The sequence below is a fragment of the Corynebacterium curieae genome (assembly GCF_027570035.1).
In the GTDB taxonomy this organism is placed as follows: Bacteria; Actinomycetota; Actinomycetes; order Mycobacteriales; family Mycobacteriaceae; genus Corynebacterium; species Corynebacterium curieae.
In genome coordinates, this window is record NZ_JAKMUU010000005.1 from 81,119 (window position 1) to 103,091 (window position 21,973).

The window sequence follows — 21,973 nt, forward strand, 5'->3', positions numbered from 1 at the left end:
AACCGGCATTCACATAGGGCCTCTAAGATGGGGTCTTATGCGTATGACTGTAATCGGCACCGGATACTTGGGTGCAACCCATGCTGCCTGCATGGCCGAGCTTGGCCATGAAGTATTAGGCGTGGACGTAGACGAACAAAAGATTGCTGCTCTTAAATCGGGTAAGGTTCCGTTCTTTGAACCGGGCTTGCCGGAGGTACTTGAGCGCAATATCGAGGCCGGCCGCCTTGACTTCAGCACGGACTATGAAGAAGCAGCCGAGTTCGGCAACCTGCACTTTTTGGGCGTGGGTACCCCGCAGCGCCGCGGTTCCTATGCCGCGGATATGACCTACGTGAAGGCCGTCATTACGGATCTGGTGCCCAAGCTCAAGGGTGATCACATTATCTTTGGTAAATCCACCGTTCCGGTGGGAACGGCCGCGGAGCTCCAAGAGCTGGCCAATGAGCTTGCCCCAGAAGGCACCACTGTGGAAATCGCATGGAACCCGGAGTTCCTGCGCGAAGGCTATGCCGTCAAGGACACCATTACCCCAGATCGCATTGTCCTCGGCATTGGTGACACCAACAATGAAAGTCGAGCCGAAGAGGTAGCTCGCGAGGTCTATGCTAAGCCGCTATCGCAGGACACCCCATTTATTCTGACGGACTGGCAGACTGCAGAGCTGGTCAAAGTCTCCGCCAATGCGTTCCTGGCCACGAAGATTTCCTTTATCAACGCCGTTTCTGAGATCTGCGAGATTGCGGGCGCGGACGTTACCGCTCTTGCCGACGCCATTGGGCTCGACGAGCGCATCGGCCGCAAGTTCCTCGGTGCTGGCCTCGGTTTTGGCGGCGGTTGCTTGCCCAAGGACATTCGCGCCTTCATGGCGCGCGCGGGTGAGCTTGGCGCCGACCAGGCGTTGACCTTCCTGCGCGAAGTGGACGCTATCAATATGCGCCGCCGTGACCGCGTGGTGGACTTGGCTAAGGAAGCCTTCAACGGCTCCCTATTAGGGCACCGCGTAACCGTGTTGGGTTGTGCGTTTAAGCCCAATTCCGATGACGTGCGCGATTCGCCCGCCCTTGCCGTGGCCGGCTCCCTGTCCTTGGCTGGTGCAGCAGTTTCCGTCTATGACCCAGAGGGTATGGACAACGCCAAGAAGGTATTCCCCACCCTGGATTATGCTGCAGACACTGACGACGCCCTGCGCGAGGCAGAGCTGGTGATTCTGGCAACCGAGTGGAAGCAGTTCAAGGAATTGGATCCGCGGCAAGCGGGCCAGCTCGTGGATAATAAGCACATTATCGACGGCCGCAATGTGCTGCCTGTCGCAGACTGGCAGCAGGCCGGTTGGAAGGTCGAGGCTTTGGGCCGCACCCTTTAATTAGGGCTATGCCAAAAAGCGATACGGAGGGCTGAGCAGTTAGGAACAATGCTCGGCCCTCTCGCTTGTGCCTAAGCCAGTTCGTCTTTAGGCGGCTACACGGCTATGCGGAATCGTAAACGCTGCGATAAGCGTGGTTATCGGCACTGCGAGGATTAGAGCCATCGCACCCACACCGGAGCGAAGTAACTCGGTGGCGACGAGATCGCTGGTAAGCATCTGGCTGGCGGGACGCTGCGCTGCGGTAATGAGCAAAAGGAGCGGAAGCGTGGCGCCGGTATAGGTGAGGATGAGTGTGTAGATCATCGAAGCAATGTGATCCCGGCCTACCTTCATTGCTGAAAGAAACAGTTCTCTTGGGCGCGCGTCTGGGTCGGCTTCGTGGAGCTCGGTGACTGTGGAGGCTTGGCCCACGGCGACATCGGCGAGGCTGCCAAGGGAACCGACCACGAAACCGCACAGGAGTACTCCAAGGATGGAAACGCCCGGCATGTAGAGCAAAAGCTTTAGGTTGTCTTCGGAGCTGTAGCCCTGCAACTGCGAGGTATCAATCGTGGCCCAGGCGAGGAATGCCGCGATAATGAGAGCAAGCAGCGACCCACCTACCGCTGAAGCTGCTTTCCAATTTGCCCCGTGCACGAGTGGTACGGCGACCAAGATGATGGCGGCGCAGGAAACGAGGGCGGTCCAGCGGGGACTATGGGCGTCGATAAGCGCAGGCAAAAGGAACGCAAAGACTACGCCAAGGCTAAACGCCAAGCCGATGATGGCGCGTACTCCCTGCCATGCGCCGAAGGCAATTACGACGATGGCGACGATTACCGCCCACAGGATTAGGCTGCCGGTGCGCTGATAATCCGCAAAAGCATAGGTAACCGCCCCGGACGGATCAGTAGCCTTGGATAAGACGATCTTGTCGCCGGTTTCCAACTGCGGATCGCCAGCTTTGCCATAGGTGACCAGCTGGGTCATGTGCCCTGCATCTTCGCCAGAGGTGATTTTAACTAGCGCGCGATCGCAATGTATCTCTTCCGTGCCGGGGATAAGGGGAGGAGTGTCAAAGACCTGTCCCGTTTGTTCTGATTGACAGGCCGAATGGTCGGCCGTGTCTACCGTGCCCTCTACCTGTGGGTGATTGAACGTATAGGTTTGCTGAAATTCTGCGGAGGTGTGTTCATTAGCAGGGCTATTGGGCCAAAGTATTACCAAGCCAGCAACGGTAGCTATGAGCGCTGCGGCGAGCGCGCCAAGAAGGCCTATCCGCCAAGGATTTTGAGCTATCGAAGTTAAAAGCCGGCTCCACAAGGCGGAAGCCGGCTGGGGCTTGGTTGCTGCAGAATGTCTTCCCATGCACCTTATTGTGAGGGATTATCACTATCATTAGCAACTGGCGGGAAAACTACTGCTTGTAGCTCACAAGGAAGTTACCTAGGCGCTCAATGGCGTTTTCAATCTGGGATGCCCACGGCAGCGTGACCACGCGGAAGTGATCTGGGTTGGGCCAATTGAAGCCGGTTCCTTGCACCATGAGGATCTTTTCTGCCTTCAAAATATCCAGCATGAGCTTGGCATCATCATGGATTTCATACACATTCGGATCCAAGCGCGGGAAGAGGTAGAGCGAGCCCATGGGCTTTACCGCGGAAACGCCCGGAATCTCGTTGAGCTTTTCATAGGCAATATTGCGCTGCCGCAGCAGACGCCCGCCAGTACCAGTGAGCTCATAGATGGACTGCCGGCCACCCAACGCCACCTGGATGGCATGCTGCGCTGGGACGTTCGGGCACAGGCGCGTTCCGGCGAGGAGCTCAAGGCCCTCGATGAAGCCACGGGCGTGATGCTTGGGGCCGGTGAGGACCATCCAACCAGCGCGGTAGCCACACACGCGGTAGGCCTTGGACAGGCCATTAAACGTAATGGTCAACAGGTCTGGGGCGAGCGAAGCAATGGAGGTATGCTGCGCGCCATCGTAAAGAATGCGGTCATAGATCTCATCGGCCAAGATAAGCAGGTTATGCTCGCGGGCGATATTAACTATCTTCTGCAGTACTTCGCGCGAGTAGACCGCACCAGTGGGGTTATTAGGGTTAATGACCACAATGGCTTTGGTTTTATCCGTAATCTTGGACTCGATGTCCTCGATGGATGGATTCCAGTCATCCTCCTCATCGCATAGGTAGTGCACCGGGGTGCCGCCCGCCAGAGACGTAGCTGCAGTCCACAACGGATAATCCGGGGCCGGGATGAGCACCTCATCGCCGTTATTGAGCAGCGCCTGGGTGGTCATGCTGATGAGCTCTGAGACGCCATTGCCCAAGAAAACATCGTTGATATCAAAGGGCGGGAAGTCCTCCAGCTCGTAGCGGGTAACGATGGACCGACGAGCCGGAATGATCCCCTTGGAGGTGGAATAGCCTTGGGAAGTAGGCAGGGCAGCGATCATATCGCGCATGATGACATCGGGAGCCTCGAAGCCGAAGACGGCTGGGTTTCCGGTGTTGAGTTTCAAGATGGTGTGGCCATCGAGCTCCATGCGTTCCGCTTCCGCAGAGACCTCGCCGCGAATGTCATACGCGACGCCCTTGAGCTTGTCAGATTGGTCAAAAATGCGGTGTTTCGGAGAAGTCATGGGGTCATTGTGCCACGATTCACAGCCATGCGACATGATTTAAGGGCGGCGATGACTATTTCTTATTCCACTCGTTGAACTTCCGCTTTGCTAAATCCATGGCTTGGCCGGTAATTTCGCCGGCCTGCATGCGACGATCCGCCCACATTTTCTCTTCGATCATTTTTTGTTGCGCGCGCTCGTGTGCCGTCAGTGCACGTATTTCGCGCAATTGTTGGCGCTCAATCTGGCGAACAGACGGTGCGTGCCACGAGGATGGACCAACTTTGGCTACATAGAGCAGGATCCACAAAATCGGAATAAGTGCAGCTGCTGCCACGCCACCAAGCAGCAACCAAGGGTTGCTCATGGTAGCGCTCAACACGATTAGCGTAGGGCTTGCCGCCGCAAGCACCACCGAGCCGGAAAGTGCGGTCGCAAACTTTGGCTTCTTGCTTGCATTATGAGCGCGCGTGACTTCACCCCGAGAATAAATCTTGACCTCGTGGGAACCACGCGCCGGAATATCTCGAAAGACGGGCACGAGGTCTTGGTGGGTGCTAGCACGCAAGACATCATCCGAGCGATCCTCGAACTCCTCCATGGTTAACCGGCCTTCACCTACGGCGCGGGCGAGGTCATTGATGGCATCGTTGCGCTCGGAATCGGACAGGCGCATGGTCCGATCGATGGGGGAAGAACCAAAGTTATTACTCACGCTTTACAGTCTAGGAAAATTCTGCCCTGCTAGGGACGTGCTCTTAGCGAACGCTTCCTAGAGTTCCTTGGCGTTTTCCTGTGGGTCTTCCTCTCCACTTTTCTCGGACTTCTTTCCTCCAACCAAGCTGGCTAGCAACGGGAAGATGGCGACGGTGAGCGCGCCTCCGGAGACAAAGATGGATGCATTTTCCGGTTCCATGATCTTCGAGTTCACCGCCAAGGTGGTCACCGCCACGATGATGGGCAGACCGGTGGCGGAATACAAGCCCACTTGGAGGCGCTCGCGGAAGGTTTCAATATCGGAGCCGGTATGCGCTACATTTTCGCGCAGGAAGACTGGCAGGCCACGCGTAACCAGGATGAGGGCTGGAATGCCCAGCACCTTCCACGGATTATTGGCAATGGTATCCCAGTTAATGCTCATGCCAGAGACCACGAAGAAAACTGGGATGAGCATGGAATAAAACACCACATCAAGGCGGTGCTCTAGGCGGCGGTGGAATTCATCTGGGATGATGCGATTCAAGATAATGCCGGCGGCAAAGGCGCCGAGCACGATATCGAGTTCAAAGACTGCGGTTACGGCCATGAGGATGGCCAGAATCAAAATAATAAGGCGCAGAATCGTCTGGTTGGTTGAACCTGCGCCGGAGATAAAGGCTGCCTTCACCCAGGGAATCGTCGTAGCGATGGCGCCCGGCATGATGGCAACGGCTACAGCGATGATGATGAAGAGCAACAAGATGATCATCGTTGTCAGCGTGGAACGTGTACCTAGCAAAAGCGCCATAGCGGTAATGGGGGCGACCTCACCGATGGCACCATGAATCATCACCGAATTGCCAACTTTGGTGCCCAGAATGCGGTCCTGTTTCAGCATCGGTGTCAGAGTGCCCAGCGCCGTTGATGTTAGTGCCAAGGCAACCACGATGGCACCTGGCACGTTATCTACCAAAAAGTAGGCACCCACTCCACAGGCGAGGGCACAGATGGCCCACGTGGATAGTGCCGTTCCGGCTTCTTTGGTTTTGAGCGTGGAAATTTGAATTTCGAAGCCTGCTAAGAGGAACAGCGCACCCACGCCGAGTTCCTTAAGCATTTCTATGCCCTCATCCTCGGCAGCTACGTCCAATACCGAAGGACCAATAATCATGCCGAAAATCAGCAGCAGGGCCACCGAGGGCAAACGGTAGCCCAGCATATAAGAGACCAGCGGCGCGAGTAGCGCCGCGGCCATAATCCAAGCGAAAGAGACGAGAGAGTTTGTGTTTTCGGTAGATCCCGCCGCCAGCAGCAGGGCATCGGTGGGCAGTGCCGCATGAAAATGCATGGACTACAGCGTACGCACCAATGCCCTTGCGCGCCTACTCAGATTCAGGCGGCTTTGGCACGCTTTCCGACGCCGGCGGTGCCGGAGCCGCCGGAGGTGCTGGTGGGGTAGGCGCGGATGGCGGCTCAACCTTCGGCGGATCAGCCTTTGGCGGCTCGGGCGAAGCGGGTGCCTGTGGCGGCTTCGGAGCTGCAGGCGGCGTTGGCGCAGCAGGAGCGGCCGGTGCCGCAGGTGCTGCGGGTGCGCTTGGAGGATTTGGAGCGGCGGGAGCCTTTGGCGCAGGAGCTGCTGGAGCACTCGGAGGAGTAGGGGCGTTTGGCGCCGCGGGAGCAGCTGGTGCCGCGGGTGCACTTGGTGGCGTCGGAGCGGCTGGGGCTGCAGGCGGCGTTGGTGCCGAAGGAGCAGAAGGTGCACTTGGTGCAGGAGCTGCTGGGGCTGCCGGTGCCGCGGGTGCGCTTGACGGTGTTGGTGCCGTGGGTGCCTTTGGCGCAGGAGCTGCTGGAGTACTCGGAGGGGTGGGCGCACTCGGTGCCGCGGGAGCGGCGGGGGCTGGCGCTGGTGCCGATGCGGCCGGGGCGGGGGTGGTGCTTGGGGCGCCGGAAGTGGGGGCGTCGGCAAGCGGGGCTTCATTGGTGCCCGCGGACTTTTGGTGGCGCACCGGGGTGGCGAGGAAGGCCTTGGGATTGGGCTCCGGCAGGGTGCCGGACTCGTCGAGGGAAATGGAATTGCGCAGCATAACCGCCACGTCATTGACCTTGGTGGTGGGCGTAGAATCCTGCGACAAGGACTTCACGCCGCCGGTCATCATGACATTACAGAAGGGGCAGCCGGTGGCGATTTCCTCAGCACCGGTCTCTAGGGCTTGCTCGGTGCGGAAGTCATTGATGCGGGTGCCGAGCTTTTCCTCCATGAACATGCGGGCGCCGCCGGCGCCACAACAGAAGGCCTCGTCGCGGTTCTTGTCCATCTCGCGCAGCTCCACGCCGGTGGCCTCGAGCAGCTCGCGCGGGGGATCGAAGACCTTATTGTGCCGTCCGAGGAAGCACGGATCGTGGTAGGTAATTGGCTTGCGATTCTCCGGTGTGCGCGGAACCGGCTTGAGCAATCCCTCGCGGACCAAGCGGTTGAGCAGCTGGGTGTGGTGGAATACGTCGAAATACCCGTCAAAGTCTGGGTACTCGTTGCGTATGGTGTTAAAGCAGTGCGGGCAGGTAGTGATGATCTTGCGCTGGCCCTCCGGCACGCCGTCGAATGCGTTGTTAAGGGTCTCCACATTTTGCTGCGCCATCATCTGGAAGAGGAACTCGTTGCCGGCGCGGCGGGCAGGATCACCTGTACAGGTCTCACCCGTGGAGAGCACGCCAAACTTCACGCCTGCTGTATGCAGCAGGTCCACTACCGCGCGGGTGGTGCGGCGGCCATCGTCATCATAGGCGCCAGCGCAGCCGACCCAGAGCAGGTATTCCATATCGGAGAAGTCGGCGTCGTCCTCACCGATGATGGGGACGTCGATGCCATCGGCGCGGGCCTCATCGATCCAGGCGCGGCGCTCAGAATTATTCCGGCCCCACGGGTTGCCCTTGTTTTCCATATTCTTAAACAGGCCGGTGAGCTCGGAAGGGAAGTCCGATTCCGCAAGCACCTTAAAGCGGCGCAGGTCCGCAATGTGATCGATGTGCTCGATATCGGTAGGGCACTGATCCACGCACGCACCGCAGTTGGTACAGGACCACAACACGTCATCATCGATAACGCCGGCCATAGACAGCACGTCTAGGCCCTCGTGTGGGTTGTAATTATCCAGTGCACCCTGGCGCAGGTCCATCATGACCTTTTTGGGGCTTAGCGGTTTCTCGGTATTCCAGGCAGGACATAGTTCTTGACAGCGGCCACATTCGGTACACGAGGTGGAATCCAGCAGCATCTTCCAGCTGCCCGGTGTGATGTCTTCTTCCAAGTCCGGGGTGGGCAAGGACTGTAGTGCCTTCTCACCGGTGACGTTGCGCTGGAAGAAGATATTGAAAAAGCTGGTGAAGCGGTGCCACATGACACCCCACTGGAATTTGCGGGAGATAAAGACGATAAACAGCAGACCGGAAAGCAGCTTGAAGAGGGCGAAGAAGCTCACCAGCGCCGGTGACTCGGGGAAGAGCTTGGCCAAGTGGATGCTCAAAAAATCTGCCCAAGCGGAACCACCGCCGTAGGTGGCGATCTTGGTGGACTTCACCAAGATCATGCCGAGTCCCTCAGAAAAGACAATGAACTCTACCCAGCGCGCCGAGGCGGTCTGGGAATTGAAGAAGCGGCTGCCGCGCTCGGTATCGCCGAGTTTGAGGCGCACGCCGATGAGGAAGCCGATTCCTAGGACCGTCGCGATGCCTAAAACCTCTTCAATGAAGTGGTACACCGACCAATGGCTAAGCCACGGCCAACCCTGATCCGGCGCGAAGGTTTGGATATAGGCCTCAAACCACACCAAGATGCCAAAGAGGAAGCCCACCATCACCAGCCAGTGGGCGGCATTGACCAGCGGTTTACCCTTGAAGTGGGAATGGCCAAAGACCTCTGCAATAACGCGCCATAGGCGTTTGCCCAGGCTATCGGTGCGCTTGAGCTGGGTGGGTCCGCCCGAACGGATGAACTTAAAGAGGGCCCATACGCGGGTGAAAAAGTACAGCCACACCGGAATCGATGCGGCTATAGCGATCCAACCGAACACGGTGGTCATGCGTGCTCCTTTATTACTGATGCTCCACGTTGCTATCTACCTTAAGGCCTTGGGGTGAAAATCCCAGAGTCTGCATTCAGTGCGGTATCGCGGTGGGGTGGGCTGTAGACTGTCAAAATGAAGAACTCGGCCGCCTAATCCACCTAAACGCGCTGTAAAAGACGGTGGAGTAGGACCAATGCCAGTGGCCGCAGGACGCGCGAGCTTGGCAAGATGAGAAGTACACCGCCGCAGAAAGGGCAGACCGTCATGGGCAAAACCAATATCACCAAGGCCGCGGTGGCCTTGACCGCAGGCCTTGCCACCTTTGGCGTTACCGGATTCGCCGTGGCCCAGGGCGGCTTGACTGCCAACCTGGCGCTTTCAGGTAGCTTCTTCAAAATCACCATGGGGCACCTAGATGGCGAGGGCTTTTCGCTGTTTGTCGATGATGATCAAAAGGGCGAAGAACACCTTCCCGTCGCGCGTATCAAACTGGACCATGCCAAGGTCTCTGACCTTTGTCTTTCGGTGACTGTCCCCAAGGTGCCCGGCGTGGGGGAGGCGACGCTCGCGCTCAAGGCGGAAGGCGAGGGCAGTACAGAGTCCGATAGCCTGCTGGTCGGTGCGACCGACGTTGATGGCTCCCTGGTGATGCAGGATGTCAACGTGGGCATCGATGCAAATCAGCTGAGCGATACCGCCGATCCCGGCGCGTGGGGCCTGTACTCAAAGCAGGTCTCCCTCAAAGCGGATGATGTGAAGGCCACCTCCGTAGGCGCGCAACGCCTTTCCGCCAAGAATGTGGGAGTAACGGTGCGGAAGGGCTCCGAAAATGGCTGCTGAGTCTACAGCGGAAGAAACCCGGACCCTTCCAGCAGCAGAGGCAGCGGGTGAAGAATCTAAGCCTGGCGTGTGGCGGCGCTTCCGCCGGTGGCGTTCTGGCCGGCCCTTTGTGCCGGCGCTGTTGCTCATCCTTTCCGGAATTATTATCGCCGCGCCGGCCTATATCACCATCCACATTTCTGACCTTTTGGTCATGATTTCCACCATCTCTGGCGTATCTACGCTGCTTATTGGCGTCTTGCTGGTCATGTTCGGCCTCGGCGCGTGGTTCCAGCCGGCAACCTCGAATTATGTCGGCGTGCTGGGCATCATTGTGGCCATTATTGCCTTGCCGACGTCCAATCTGGGCGGCTTTGTCATCGGCTCCCTCTTCGGCATCATTGGCGGGGCCTTTACCTTTGCGTGGCAGCCAGGGGAGAAGAAGCGCCGTACTAAGGAAGCAGCGGATCAATGATGAGGGCGTTGCCTCGAACGGCGCGCGGCTGCCTAATTGTGCTGACTTGTGCGCTGGTGGTTGCTGGTGCCAGCGGTTCCGAGCGGGTTAATGCGCAAGACGCTCCAGCGGTTCCGTACTTCAGCACTGTATTCGCGGATAAGGTGACGCTGAGGAAGAATGTCACTGTGTCGTTGGGTACCTTTCCCACCGCCACTGGCGATGTGCGGGTACTGGAGCTAAAAGGCGACAACCTCGACATTGATAACCTCGGGATCACGCTGCCGGGCCGCTATGGCGATGGCATGTTAACCACGGGTGGGGATACCACCGAGGTACGTGGCGGACCGGTGACCATCAAGGCCACCGAGCTTAAAGCCACCCCGGCGGTTGGCGATGTTTCAGCACCCCCAGCAGATATTGACTTAAGCCGCGACGATATCAATGCGGTGCTGGATAAACTCGGGGTTCCAGAGCCGCACCCCGTCCCCGATGCCGAGGTGCCAGACGTAGTCATGGACCATCTCGAGCTGCGCGATGTCACACTTGAGCTGGTGAATCTCACCGGGGCGCATTTCAGTGCGCCCACCGTATCAATAGGTCTAGAATAACTCTCCGTCAAGCAAGGCTTATCCTTGGGCGAACTGGGATTGATGCAGACGCCAGTATGCTCCTTGGGCCTCAAGAAGATCATCGTGCGAGCCCTGTTCGACAATGGTGCCGCTTTCCATAACGAGGATGAGGTCAGCATCGCGAATGGTGGACAAGCGGTGGGCAATGACGAAGGAAGTGCGATCCGCGCGCAGCGCGTTCATTGCCTCTTGGACGAGCACCTCGGTACGGGTATCGACCGAAGAAGTGGCTTCATCCAGGATGAGCAGCGCAGGCTGGGCCAAGAAGGCGCGGGCGATGGTGATGAGCTGGCGCTCGCCGGCTGAGATTGCGCCGCCGTCTTGGTCGATGATGGTGTCGTAGCCATCGGGCAGGGCGTGGACGAAGCGGTCCACATAGGTTGCCTTTGCAGCGGCGATGACCTCTTCGTCCGTCGCATCCAAGCGGCCGTAGCGGATATTTTCCATGATCGATCCCTTGAAGAGCACGGCGTCTTGGAGCACCATGCCCACCTGGGAGCGCAGCGTCTGGCGGGGCATGCGGGCGATATCGTGGCCGTCTATGAGAATCCGGCCGCCGTTCAACTCATAGAAGCGCATGAGCAGGTTGACTAGGGTGGTCTTGCCAGCACCGGTGGGGCCGACGATGGCCGCGGTCTGGCCGGGCTCCACGCGCAGGTTGAGACCAGTAATGAGTTCCTTGTCCTCCGAGTAGGAGAAGTCAACGTCCTGGAACTCTACGAGCCCCTGAGCGCGGCCGGGAAGGTCCTCGTCGGTGGTATCGGGGGATTGCTCTTCGGCGTCGAGAAGCTCAAAGACGCGCTCGGCCGAGGCCACGCCCGATTGGACCTGCTGCATCATGCCGCCGAGCTGGCCTAACGGCTGGTTGAACTCGCGGGAGTACTGGATGAAGGCAGTGGCAGCGCCCAGAGTCATGTGGCCATTGGCCACGCGCAGGCCGCCTAAAACCGCGATGGCTACATAGGACAAGTAGGACAGGAACTGCATGATCGGCATCATGATGCCGGAGAGGAATTGTGCCTTTGCAGCGGAGTGGTAGAGCTCTTCGTTGCGTTTGTCGAATTCCTCCGTCATGGCCTCCGTGCGGCCAAAGACGATGGCTAGGTCGTGGCCGGAGAAGGATTCTTCCACTTGGCCATTGAGTTGGCCGGTGGAGCGCCATTGCGTTTTGAATTGGCGCTGCGAGCGCCCGCCGATGACACCGATGACCAAGCCGGTAAGCGGCAACGACAGGAGCGCAACCAGCGCAAGCTGCCAGGAGACGCTAAACATCATGACGGTGATGCCAATGATCAAGAGTGCGTTATAAAACAGCTGCGATAGCGCCTGCTGCAGGGCCTGTTGCACGTTGTCGATGTCATTGGTGGTGCGCGAGAGGATATCGCCGCGCTGCTGCGAATCAAAGTAGTTCAGCGGCAGCGAGTTCACCTTCGCCTCCACGCGCTCGCGCAGGTCAAACACGGTATCCATGCTTACCTTGTTGAGAATGGCCCCCTGCCACCACTGGAAGCCGGAGGAAATGATATACATCGCGATCACCGTGATGATGAGCGTGCCCAGGCGGCTAAAGTCAATGCCTTCACCGGGGATGAAATCCATCGCAGAGGCCATGTCCGCAAAGCGGTCCTGGCCCTGAGCGCGCATGCCCGCAATCGCTTGCTCTGCGGAGATATTAGAGGGCAGATTGCGCGAAATGACGCCGGCAAAGATGACGTCCATGGCCTTACCCATGACTTTCGGGGCCACAACGGCGAGGAAAATGCAGACGATATTCATCGCTGCTACGGCCCACAGGCGGCGCTTAAAGGGGGCGAGCAAGGAGAAAAGTCGCTTGGTAGATGGCCAGAAATTCTTGGCCTGATGGGGTGCAGAGCCGCCCATGGGATCAAAACCGGTATCAGCGGACTCGGCAGTAGAAGTGGTGTTCTCAGCCATTAGTTTTCGCCTCCTGCAACACCGGCGGTTTCTTGGGAATCAACGATTTCTTGGTAGACCGCGCAGCGGCCGAGGAGCTCCTCGTGTGTGCCGCGGTCAACAATGCGGCCGGCGTCCAGCACCAGGATTTGGTCGGCATCCCGGATGGATGCCACGCGCTGGGCGACGATAATGCTGGTCACCGGCTTTTCGCGCTCGGCAAACGAGGCGCGCATTGCCGCCCGCACCTTGGCATCGGTAGCCACGTCCAACGCGGAAAAGGAATCATCAAAGAGGTAGATCAGAGGCTGGGCGACAAGCATGCGCGCGATGGACAGGCGCTGGCGCTGGCCGCCGGAGACATTCGTGCCGCCTTGAGAGATAGGCATATCTAGGTCCTCAACGAAGTCAGCTTGGGCCACGCGCAGTGCCTCCCAGAGCTCTTCATCGGTGGCTTCGGGCCGTCCGAGCCGCAGGTTGGAGGCCACCGTGCCGCTAAATAGGTAGGCCTTTTGTGGAACAAGGGACACGCGCTGGACGATGTCCTGGCGCGCAAGGGAGGTGGTAGGGGTGGCGTCGATAAGCACCTGGCCTTCGGTGGGGACGTACAAGCGCGGGATGAGGGAAACCAGGGTGGTTTTGCCCGAGCCCGTCGAACCGATAATGGCGGTAGTAGTGCCGGGCTGGGCGGTAAAGGAGATATTTTCTAGCACCGGCGCATCCGCACCGGCATAGGAAAAGCCCACGTTGCGGAATTCCACCGTGCCCGTAGAGGTCTCTGGGGTGGTCGTGGTGCTGGGCGGGGTAATGGATGGTTCATGGCGGAGCACCTCAGTGATACGGCGCGCACAGATGATAGCGCGCGGCAGCATCATCGCCATGAAAGTGCCCATCATGACTGCCGCCAGAATCTGCAGCAGGTACTGTAGGAAAGCCGTGAGCGAGCCGACGTTGACCAACCCATCATCCACGCGATGGCCGCCAAACCACAGCACCGCGCCCGTGGCCACATTGAGGATCACCGTAATAAGCGGGAACATGACCACAAAAAGTCGGCCGATGTTCAAGGACAGGCGGGTAATTTCCTTATTGGCCTGCGTAAAACGCTCGGTTTCATAGGCCTCACGCACAAAGGCGCGCACCACGCGAATACCGGTGATCTGCTCGCGCAATGTGCCATTAATGGAATCCAACTTGTCCTGCATGATGCGAAACAGCGGCATAAGGCGAGAGATAATAACGGAGATAGCGCCGAGCAAAACTGCCACGGACACCCATACCAGCCAGGACAAACCGGCGTCCTCGCGCACGGCCATGATGATGCCGCCGATGGACATGATGGGTGCGGTCACCATGAAGTTCAGCATCATCATGTAGACCATCTGCACCTGCTGGACGTCATTGGTGCCACGGGTGATTAGCGTAGGCGTGCCAAAGTGGCTCATGTCCTCAGTGGACAGGGAATTTACGTGGCGGAAAACCTCGCCGCGCAGGTCTCGGCCCACACCCATGGCGGTGCGGCTGCCGCACCATACCGCTCCAATGGCGGTGATGACTTGGGCAAACGCAACGGCGAGCATGATCCCACCGGTGCGCCAAATGAAGCTGACATCGCCTTGGGCCACGCCTTCATCAATGATCTTGGCGTTAAGCGATGGGAGGTACAGTGTGGCGGCCGTAGATAAGGCCTGCAATACGAGTACCGCGATGAAATACGGCGTATACGGCGCCGACCGTGATATGAGAATGCGGACCAGATCCATGGACTCGCGCCCCTTTCCTTGCCGTGGCTGGGTAGCCGTGCAAGTTTATACCTGTGGTGGGCGGGGCGCTAGTGCGAGAGACCTGTTAAATCCCCACGTGAGCCAGCTGCGCGCGGGTAATGACGCTGTTCCAGTCCTCAAAATTCTGCAGTGGGGTGCACAGGCCCTCCCATGTGGTTACGGCCACGCCGCGGGCCTTGAGCTCGAGTATGAGCAGCTCGCGGTCACCGGCGGCAGAAAGGCGATGGATCTCGTTATGCGTGATATCGCCTTCGGCGCCCACATGGACATTGCCTATAAGGCGGAGCCGGGGAGTGGTTCCGGGGCCGCAGTGGGCGGCAGAGACGGCATCGCCAAGCACACCGGCCAAACCTGCAAAGCGGCGGAGTAGACCGAATGGTGCGGTGCATTGGGTAATAAGGTCCACACACATGCCAGCGCTGATAAGCTTCTCGGCGGTGGATAGGGCTGCCGGCCCCTCCCCGATGATGGCTATACGCTGCATGAAAGTTCCTCCTCGTGCGGGGTGCAGATGCCCACAATAGACTATCTTGTCTGTAAATCTAGTCCGCTTGGTACGGATTGGAAACTTTTTATTCGCAGCTCCCGCCAAGCTCAGCGGCTTTTCGCACATAATCTCCTGCGGCGCCAAGGTGTTTTGCCTAATGTGTGACGGCATGAACCCAACGACGAACCTGCTGGACGGCGGCAAGAACTACCGCGACCCCAGCATCTCCCCGGAAGGCACGCGCGATACTGTGCCGCTGGACGCCGAGGTAGCCGCGCGCAACCAGCAATTGGTGGACCAGTGGGCGGATAAGCTTTATGACGCCTCAGCGGAAACCATTACCGAATGGGCCGCCGAGCACGCCCCCGGCCGCCTGGCCGTGACCATGTCCATGGAGAACACAGTCTTGGCCGAGCTCGCTCACCGCGCCGGGCTCGATGCAGACCTGCTTTTCATCGACACTGGCTGGAACTTCCCGGAAACCCTGCAGGTAGCCGACGAGGTAGAAAAGCGCTACCCGGATCTGCCCCTAGTGCGCGTGCTCCCGTTGCTCAGCCCAGAAGAACAAGACGAGGTGTACGGCCCGCGCCTCTACGCCCGCGATACCGCGGCCTATAACCGCATGCGCAAGGTCGAGCCGCTGAACATGGCCATGGACCCTTATGCCGGCTGGGTTACCGGCTTGCGCCGCGCCGATTCCGAGCACCGCGCCACCGCCCCGGCGCTGAGCCTCGACCGCACCGGCCGATTGAAGATCTCGCCCATCATTACCTGGGATCTCGACGATACGGACCGCTATATCGAGGACAACGACCTCATCATCCACCCACTCACCCTGCAGGGATACCGCTCCATCGGCTGCGCACCGCTGACCTTCCCGGTTGGTGAAGGCGACGATGCCCGGTCCGGGCGCGTATTTGCAGACGGCAAGACAGAATGCGGGTTACACGAATAATGAGCACACTTTCTCCACACTTAAAAGACCTAGAAAACGAGTCCATCCACATCCTGCGCGAGGTGGCCGGGCAGTTCGACAAGGTAGGCATCCTCTTTTCGGGCGGCAAAGACTCCGTCGTTGTCTTCGAGCTAGCCCGCCGCGCCTTTGCCCCGGCCACGGTGCCGTTCGAGCTGCTCCACGTCGATACCGGGCACAACTTCCCCGAGGTAATCGACTTCCGCGACCGCCTCGTGGAAGAATCCGGCGCCCGCCTGCACGTCGCCCGCGTTCAGGACTGGATCGACCGTGGCGACCTGCAAGAGCGCCCCGATGGCACCCGCAACCCGCTGCAGTCCGTGCCGCTGGTAGAGACCATCGCCGAGCGCGAGTATGACGCCGTCTGCGGTGGCGCCCGCCGCGATGAGGAGCGCGCCCGCGCCAAGGAGCGCATCTTCTCCATCCGTGACTCCTTCGGCGGCTGGGATCCCCGCCGCCAGCGCCCCGAGCTGTGGGATCTTTACAACGGCGGCAAGATGGCCGGCGAAAACGTTCGCGTTTTCCCTATCTCCAACTGGACCGAGTCCGATATTTGGGAATACATCGGCGCCCGCGAACTGGAGCTGCCTTCCATTTACTACTCCCACGAGCGCGAGGTATTCAAGCGCAATGGCATGTGGCTAGCGCCTGGTGAATGGGGCGGCCCCGCTGAGGGGGAGGAGCTGGAAACCCGCACCGTGCGCTACCGCACCGTGGGCGATATGTCCTGTACCGGCGCCGTGGAATCTACCGCATCGACCCCGGACGAGGTGCTCGCGGAGATCTCCATTTCCACCCTTTCCGAGCGCGGCGCCACCCGCGCCGATGACAAACTTTCCGAGTCCGCCATGGAGGACCGCAAGAAGGAAGGCTACTTCTGATGACGACTACCCTCGCGCCGAATGTCGGCGCCCTCAAGCAGCGCGATACCCTGCGCCTGTGCACCGCCGGATCCGTCGATGACGGCAAGTCTACCTTCGTCGGCCGCCTGCTCTATGACACCAAGTCCGTTCTCGCGGATCAGGTCGAATCCATGGAGCGCACCTCCACCGACCGCGGCTTCGATGGCATGGACCTCTCTTTGCTTGTTGATGGCCTGCGTGCCGAGCGCGAGCAGGGCATTACCATCGACGTGGCTTATCGCTACTTTGCTACGGATAAGCGCACCTTCATCCTCGCCGATACCCCCGGCCACGTGCAGTACACCCGCAATACGGTCACCGGCATGTCCACCTCTCAGGTGGTGGTGCTTCTTATCGACGCCCGCCATGGCGTTGTCGAACAAACCCGCCGCCACCTCAACGTGGCCGCCCTCCTCGGCGTGCGCCACGTGGTCCTCGCGGTGAACAAGATTGACCTGGTGGACTATGACGAGCAGGTCTTCCGCGATATCGAGTCCGAGTTCAACCAGATTGCCGCGCGCCTGGGGATCACCGATACCACCGTTGTGCCGATTTCCGCGCTCAAGGGCGATAACGTGGTTGAGCGTTCAGCGAATATGCTGTGGTATACCGGCCCGACCGTCCTCGAGGTTCTCGAGACCGTCCCCGTGGCCTCCGGCCGCGCCGATGAGCTGGACTTCCGTTTCCCCATCCAGTACGTCATCCGTGAGCACGCTTCCGATTACCGCGGCTACGCCGGTCGCGTGAAGGCGGGATCAATCTCCGTGGGCGACGAGGTCCGCCTGCCCGAAGGCCGCACCAGCACCGTCACCCAGATAGACAGTGCCGACGGCCCAGCCGACTCCGCCGCTACCGGTGACTCCGTCACGCTCCTGCTTGCCGACGACATCGATCTCGCCCGCGGCGATCTCCTCGCCGGCCCCCAACGCCCCGCGGCCACCCGCGAATTCGACGCCACCGTTGTAGGCTTGACTGAAAAGGACATCAAGCCCGGCCAGATGCTCAAGCTGCGCTACGGTTCCTCCCTGGTCAAGGCCCGCGTCGCCGCCGTCACCCGCACCTTGGACTTGGATGGCGTTTCCGATGTGGAAGACCCCGAATCTGTCGCCATGAACGACATCGCCCACATCACCATCCAGACCCAGGCCGAGCTCCCCGTTGAGGACTACGCCGCCCGCGGCGCGGTGGGCAATTTCCTGCTCATCGACCAATCCACCGGCAACACCCTCGCCGCCGGCTTCGTGGGCCACCGCCTGCGGTAGTTATTCTTCGCGCCGCTGCTGTAGCTCTTGTCGCCGTGCATCGTAATGAGGCCGGTGACGCCGAGCAGCAGCGGCGAAGTTATGCCAGCACTGTAGCTTCCGCTACGGTCAGGTTCACGATCAACAGGACAACCGCCGCCACCAGCGCGAAAGCCCGGAATTTCTGTTGAAACGTCTTCTCGCTCATTCCTATCTTTCCTTCGGCTACGTTGTGGCCACGATAGCCGCCTCTGGCTCCCCGCGAATGCCCAGAACGCGGCTATTTCTTGGCTTCCGCGCGCACCTTGAAGCCCCACCGCCGCTTGGCGTCACACAGAGCGCGCAAAACAAGCACGTTTCGCCGCCAAGCTGGTGACATTTTAGCGAAACGTGCTTGTGTTACATCGACCTACTGCATCGGTGGAACGTCGCCGGACATGACTACCTTTTGTGCATCTTCATCCCAACGGAAACCGGCTTGTGTTGTCCCCGATGCTTCAGCGTTGCCCTCACCCTCCTTTGGCCAGCGGTAGGTAACTGCAATCTCGGAATTATCCACTCGGCTGACCTTTGGCGCAAACCCGTATGCCTTGGCGGTGGCCGTTCCTAGGTATTCGCCATTGTGGAAAAGCAGGATGTGGTAAGGCGAGGAAGCGGTCGCTCCTTCAAGGGTGACGGTTATCCATGAAAGAGCTGCGCACGGGTCGAAATTGGAGTCAAAAGGCCTCCACGGTCTATCAAGTCCTGGATATGGTTCGACCTGAGCGATTGCTTTTTCATAGGCACTTTCGTCATTGTCAGAGTTACACTCAGAAGAGCCACCATTGTCTTTACCGCGGCTTAGTGTGCTCTCTTCTTGCTTCTTCTCTGGAGGAGCTTCGACTACTGTAGTGGTCTTTCGCGCGGGCTTTTCTTCGGTCCTTTTATCAGAGGAAGGGGTAGCTTCATTCGTTTCTGGAGTGCTTTCCTTAGCGGCAGAAAAAGAAGGTGAATCTCCTGAATCCGCAGAATCGCTTCCACAAGCTGCTAAGGACAGGCAAAGGACACCGGCGCTAGTCACTGCTGCTGCGGAACGCAGAGGAAGCAAGAAACGGTGGCGGATGTTTTGCATGGTCGAGTTTCCTTTCATGGAGCTTTTAGAAGGAAGTCGGGTTAGTCCCGAGAGCAGCAACAGCATCTACCAAGAGATGCCGAAATGACGATTGCGAGCGCACTTTATCCAGTCGGCGGAACGTCTCTAAACATGATGACTTTCTGCTGGCCTTCATCCCAGCGCAAGCCCGCATTGGTCGTACCCGAGCGGTTGGCATTGCCTTCACCTGGCCAGTGATAAGTCACCGCGATATCACCGGTCCGTACACCACGCCGGAGGAGGCGTGGTTGGGGATGTACGTGGCCGATGCCACGCGGCTCGGCGAGCTAAACACCCAGGTAGAAGGTGCCGGATTGGGTGAGGATAGGCAGCAGCGCCTGCGGCTAGGCATGAGCCTGGCTGATACCTACCGCCAAGTGTGGAGTTCCGCGCGCGGCCAATGGCGCGTAAGCCCACAGACGCGCTATATCGTGCCCTCGCGCTTTGGCTATTGCCCCTTTGTCTTCCGCGTGGCCGAGGGCGGATGGCGCCGCGATTCCTTCGAGGGGAGCCATGATCGTTTCATGGCTACGGAAGGCTATTGGATAGATGTGGAGCGCGAACGCCTCATCCACCTCGGTGCCCCGGATCCGAATGATGCTTGGCTGCCCACGGCGCGGGTGGCGGGCGAAGCGCCCACGGAGGAAGACTTAGCCGTTGCGCGCACACTTACCGGCCGAATCATCGCCTTGGGCGCCGGCCAGAAGAATATTACGATTCGCCTGCGCCAAAAGAACCGCACGTTGAACTTTGACTAGGGCGGGCAGGTATTCTCGCAGGCATGGATAATCTCAACGGACGCACCCTTTTCGTCGCCGCTGTGGATGCGGAAGCCGCCCATATTCCGGAAGGCGAGCCTTTGCTCATTACCGGAATCGGTACGGTTCCGGCGGCCATTGCCTTAACGGAAGCTCTTGCCGACGCCCGCGCTAACGGCGCCCTTCCCGATCGTGTTGTCAACATTGGCACGGCGGGCGCGCTTGTCGACGGCATGGCTGGTGTCTTCGAAGTCAATAAGGTCACCAAGCACGATTTCAAGCTAGAGGTGCTTACCGATATCAACCGCTATCTGCTGCCAGAGACCATCGAACTTGAGACCTCCGGCCGCCTGCCGGTGCGCGGACTGGCCACGGGGGACATGTTCGTCTCCGATACCGCCCTGCGTACCGAGCTGGCCAAGAAGTCTCAGCTTTGCGATATGGAAGGCTACTCCATCGCTGCGGTATGCCAGCGCTTCGACGTGCCTTGCACCCTGCTCAAGCAGGTATCCGACTCCGCCAATGAGGAATCGATGGGCACCTGGGCTGGCGTCCTCGACCGAGGCGCGCGCCAGCTGGCCTCGGCCGCCACGGACCTTGGTTTCCTACGCTAGAAAAAAGAAGCGCGCCGGCTTGCGCCGGCGCGCTTGTTTATGTGGTTGAGTGTTTAGCTCAACGGGCTCATTGACTGGTAGAGCTGTTCTACCTTGTCGCGTGGGGTCTCGTCGTGTTCGTGGACGACGTCGCTGACGTCCTCGGGGTCGTCTTTGGAGCCAGTAATGATGTCTATATGGGAGGGCTCAACCTCGCCGGAGCGAAGAGCGGCCATCTCGGCGTGGTAGCGCACAACAACGGCAATGGTGGCGGCCACGGGAACGGCGAGGAAGGCGCCGACGATGCCTGCCAGGGTAGAGCCGACGGTGACGGAAAGAAGGACGACGGCCGCGTGCAGTCCCATGGCCTTGGATTGCAGCAGTGGTTGTAGGAGATTTCCTTCAACCTGCTGGACGATGATGATAAGGGCCAAGGCCAATAGTGCATTGGTCAGGCCATTGGATACCAAGGCGATAATAACTGCCAAAGCACCAGCGGTGACGGCACCGATGATAGGGATGAAGCTGGCGAAGAAAGTCACCACGGCGATGACGAGCGCAAGCGGAACTTGCAGCGCCCACAGGCCAAGGCCGATGAGGACTGCGTCCACCATGGCCACCGCGGCCTGCGCCTGGATAAAGCCAGACAAGGTCTTCCAGATGCGGGAGCTGAGTTCCGTGACGTGCCAGCCGGTGGAATTTCCGGTGTACTTGCGCAGCCAAGGCAAGAATTTGTCGCCGTCTTTGATAATGAAGAAGGTGACAAAGAGCATGATTAGTGCGGCCACGACGATGGAGCTGGCCATGGAAAAGCCGGAAATGACGCCGGTGGCAATGGTTGATGCTTGGCCCTTGGCAAACTTAACCGCATCTTGCAGCACGGATTGCAGCTGGTCGCTTCGGATATCGATGGGGGACTCTTCCACCATGTCCGTGAGTTGATTGATGCCATCTTCAGCTTGGTCGATGAGAGTTTGGCTTTGGTTGGTGACAACCGGGGCCATGGCGGCGAAAACACCGCAGAAAATAATGATGAGACCGAGCAAGGTGCTCACGGCCGCAAGCGAGCGCGGGAATCCCTTACCACGCAGCCAAGCGCTGACCGGGTAGAGCACTGTGGATACCAAAACGGCGAGCAAGACCGGCAGTAGACCTACCCAAATGAATTTGAGCAGGTAGCCGGCAAGCGCCAAGCCGGCGACGATGAGGATGAAGGTTACCGAAATCTTAGCCATGGAACGAAAGTCCTTGGCCAAGATGGCGGATTTATTATCGTGCTCGGCGGGGTGTTCATTGGCGAGTTCGGCGCCAAGGTGCGCGTCATCATAAGAGACGAGGGTGTGCGCATCTTCCTCGCCGGGTTTTTGGATTTGTGTTGCGGTTCCCTTTTCCTGCGCGGACGGGTGATGGGCCTCGTCGCGAGAAGACGAATCATGTGATGTAGACATTGCCTACCACTATGCCACATAGAACCCGCAGCGCATACACGAAAAAGAGGTAGCGCCCTAGGAAGGAGGCGCTACCTCTATTGGTGCTTTTGCGCGGCT

The 21,973-nt window shown here is 59.2% G+C and carries 19 protein-coding genes; 9 read left to right on the forward strand and 10 right to left on the reverse strand.

Annotated elements, in window-relative coordinates; all coding sequences use genetic code 11:
- Window positions 1-37: 37 nt before the first annotated feature.
- Window positions 38-1,366: a UDP-glucose dehydrogenase family protein gene (locus L8V01_RS09320; protein ID WP_269946792.1), complete on the forward strand. Its 1,329-nt coding sequence runs from the start codon at window positions 38-40 to the stop codon at window positions 1,364-1,366.
- A gap of 87 nt (window positions 1,367-1,453) precedes the next feature.
- Here the strand turns inward: L8V01_RS09320 and L8V01_RS09325 are convergent, their stop codons facing one another.
- From L8V01_RS09325 to L8V01_RS09345, 5 genes are all read right to left on the reverse strand, one after another.
- Window positions 1,454-2,716, reverse strand: a complete 1,263-nt coding sequence (locus L8V01_RS09325; RefSeq protein ID WP_269946793.1) for a YibE/F family protein — start codon at window positions 2,714-2,716, stop codon at window positions 1,454-1,456.
- A 49-nt stretch (window positions 2,717-2,765) separates the two neighbouring features.
- Window positions 2,766-3,995, reverse strand: a complete 1,230-nt coding sequence (locus L8V01_RS09330; protein WP_269946794.1) for a pyridoxal phosphate-dependent aminotransferase — start codon at window positions 3,993-3,995, stop codon at window positions 2,766-2,768.
- 55 nt (window positions 3,996-4,050) lie between these two features.
- Window positions 4,051-4,653, reverse strand: a complete 603-nt coding sequence (locus L8V01_RS09335; RefSeq protein WP_274707421.1) for a DUF1707 domain-containing protein — start codon at window positions 4,651-4,653, stop codon at window positions 4,051-4,053.
- Window positions 4,654-4,749: 96 nt separating this feature from the next.
- Window positions 4,750-6,024, reverse strand: coding sequence for a cation:proton antiporter (locus L8V01_RS09340; protein WP_269946796.1), 1,275 nt, complete (start codon window positions 6,022-6,024; stop codon window positions 4,750-4,752).
- 34 nt (window positions 6,025-6,058) lie between these two features.
- A complete protein-coding gene (locus tag L8V01_RS09345) occupies window positions 6,059-8,752 on the reverse strand; it encodes a (Fe-S)-binding protein (RefSeq protein WP_269946797.1) in 2,694 nt (897 codons plus the stop codon).
- 249 nt (window positions 8,753-9,001) lie between these two features.
- Between L8V01_RS09345 and L8V01_RS09350 the strand changes: the two genes are divergently transcribed.
- Genes L8V01_RS09350 through L8V01_RS09360 form a run of 3 tightly spaced genes read left to right on the forward strand, consistent with a single transcriptional unit; the run spans window position 9,002 to window position 10,621 of the window.
- Complete coding sequence (locus tag L8V01_RS09350) at window positions 9,002-9,577, forward strand: DUF6230 family protein (protein ID WP_269946798.1); 576 nt, start codon at window positions 9,002-9,004, stop codon at window positions 9,575-9,577.
- Window positions 9,567-10,031, forward strand: coding sequence for a DUF6114 domain-containing protein (locus tag L8V01_RS09355; RefSeq protein ID WP_269946799.1), 465 nt, complete (start codon window positions 9,567-9,569; stop codon window positions 10,029-10,031). The genes L8V01_RS09350 and L8V01_RS09355 overlap by 11 nt, the downstream gene beginning before the upstream one ends.
- Complete coding sequence (locus L8V01_RS09360; protein ID WP_269946800.1) at window positions 10,028-10,621, forward strand: hypothetical protein; 594 nt, start codon at window positions 10,028-10,030, stop codon at window positions 10,619-10,621. The genes L8V01_RS09355 and L8V01_RS09360 overlap by 4 nt, the downstream gene beginning before the upstream one ends.
- An 18-nt stretch (window positions 10,622-10,639) precedes the next feature.
- On the opposite strand, the gene L8V01_RS09365 is transcribed toward L8V01_RS09360, so the two are convergent.
- The 3 genes from L8V01_RS09365 to L8V01_RS09375 form a co-directional block, all read right to left on the reverse strand.
- Window positions 10,640-12,577, reverse strand: a complete 1,938-nt coding sequence (locus L8V01_RS09365) for an ABC transporter ATP-binding protein (RefSeq protein ID WP_269946801.1) — start codon at window positions 12,575-12,577, stop codon at window positions 10,640-10,642.
- Window positions 12,577-14,319 (reverse strand): ABC transporter ATP-binding protein, encoded by a 1,743-nt coding sequence (locus L8V01_RS09370; protein WP_269946802.1) that lies wholly within the window; start codon window positions 14,317-14,319, stop codon window positions 12,577-12,579. Before L8V01_RS09370 ends, L8V01_RS09365 begins: the two co-directional genes overlap by 1 nt.
- An 85-nt stretch (window positions 14,320-14,404) precedes the next feature.
- A complete protein-coding gene (locus tag L8V01_RS09375) occupies window positions 14,405-14,824 on the reverse strand; it encodes a methylenetetrahydrofolate--tRNA-(uracil-5-)-methyltransferase (RefSeq protein ID WP_269946803.1) in 420 nt (139 codons plus the stop codon).
- Window positions 14,825-14,996: 172 nt separating this feature from the next.
- Between L8V01_RS09375 and L8V01_RS09380 the strand changes: the two genes are divergently transcribed.
- From L8V01_RS09380 to L8V01_RS09390, 3 genes are read left to right on the forward strand one after another with little or no spacing between them, the layout of a single operon-like run.
- Entirely contained in the window at window positions 14,997-15,782 is a 786-nt protein-coding gene (locus L8V01_RS09380; RefSeq protein ID WP_269946804.1) for a phosphoadenylyl-sulfate reductase, read from the forward strand.
- Window positions 15,782-16,681, forward strand: coding sequence for a sulfate adenylyltransferase subunit CysD (gene cysD / locus L8V01_RS09385; RefSeq protein ID WP_086588811.1), 900 nt, complete (start codon window positions 15,782-15,784; stop codon window positions 16,679-16,681). Before L8V01_RS09380 ends, cysD begins: the two co-directional genes overlap by 1 nt.
- Complete coding sequence (locus L8V01_RS09390) at window positions 16,681-17,964, forward strand: sulfate adenylyltransferase subunit 1 (protein ID WP_269946805.1); 1,284 nt, start codon at window positions 16,681-16,683, stop codon at window positions 17,962-17,964. Before cysD ends, L8V01_RS09390 begins: the two co-directional genes overlap by 1 nt.
- 388 nt (window positions 17,965-18,352) lie before the next feature.
- Here the strand turns inward: L8V01_RS09390 and L8V01_RS09395 are convergent, their stop codons facing one another.
- A complete protein-coding gene (locus L8V01_RS09395) occupies window positions 18,353-19,120 on the reverse strand; it encodes an LppP/LprE family lipoprotein (RefSeq protein WP_269946806.1) in 768 nt (255 codons plus the stop codon).
- 149 nt (window positions 19,121-19,269) lie between these two features.
- On the opposite strand from L8V01_RS09395, the gene L8V01_RS09400 reads away from it, so the two are divergent.
- The gene (locus L8V01_RS09400; protein WP_269946807.1) at window positions 19,270-19,833 is read left to right on the forward strand and encodes a hypothetical protein; all 564 of its coding nucleotides are present in this window, start codon (window positions 19,270-19,272) and stop codon (window positions 19,831-19,833) included.
- 23 nt (window positions 19,834-19,856) lie between these two features.
- Window positions 19,857-20,447 (forward strand): nucleosidase, encoded by a 591-nt coding sequence (locus L8V01_RS09405; protein WP_269946808.1) that lies wholly within the window; start codon window positions 19,857-19,859, stop codon window positions 20,445-20,447.
- A gap of 53 nt (window positions 20,448-20,500) precedes the next feature.
- Here the strand turns inward: L8V01_RS09405 and L8V01_RS09410 are convergent, their stop codons facing one another.
- Window positions 20,501-21,874 (reverse strand): AI-2E family transporter, encoded by a 1,374-nt coding sequence (locus tag L8V01_RS09410; protein WP_269946809.1) that lies wholly within the window; start codon window positions 21,872-21,874, stop codon window positions 20,501-20,503.
- Window positions 21,875-21,973: the final 99 nt, after the last annotated feature.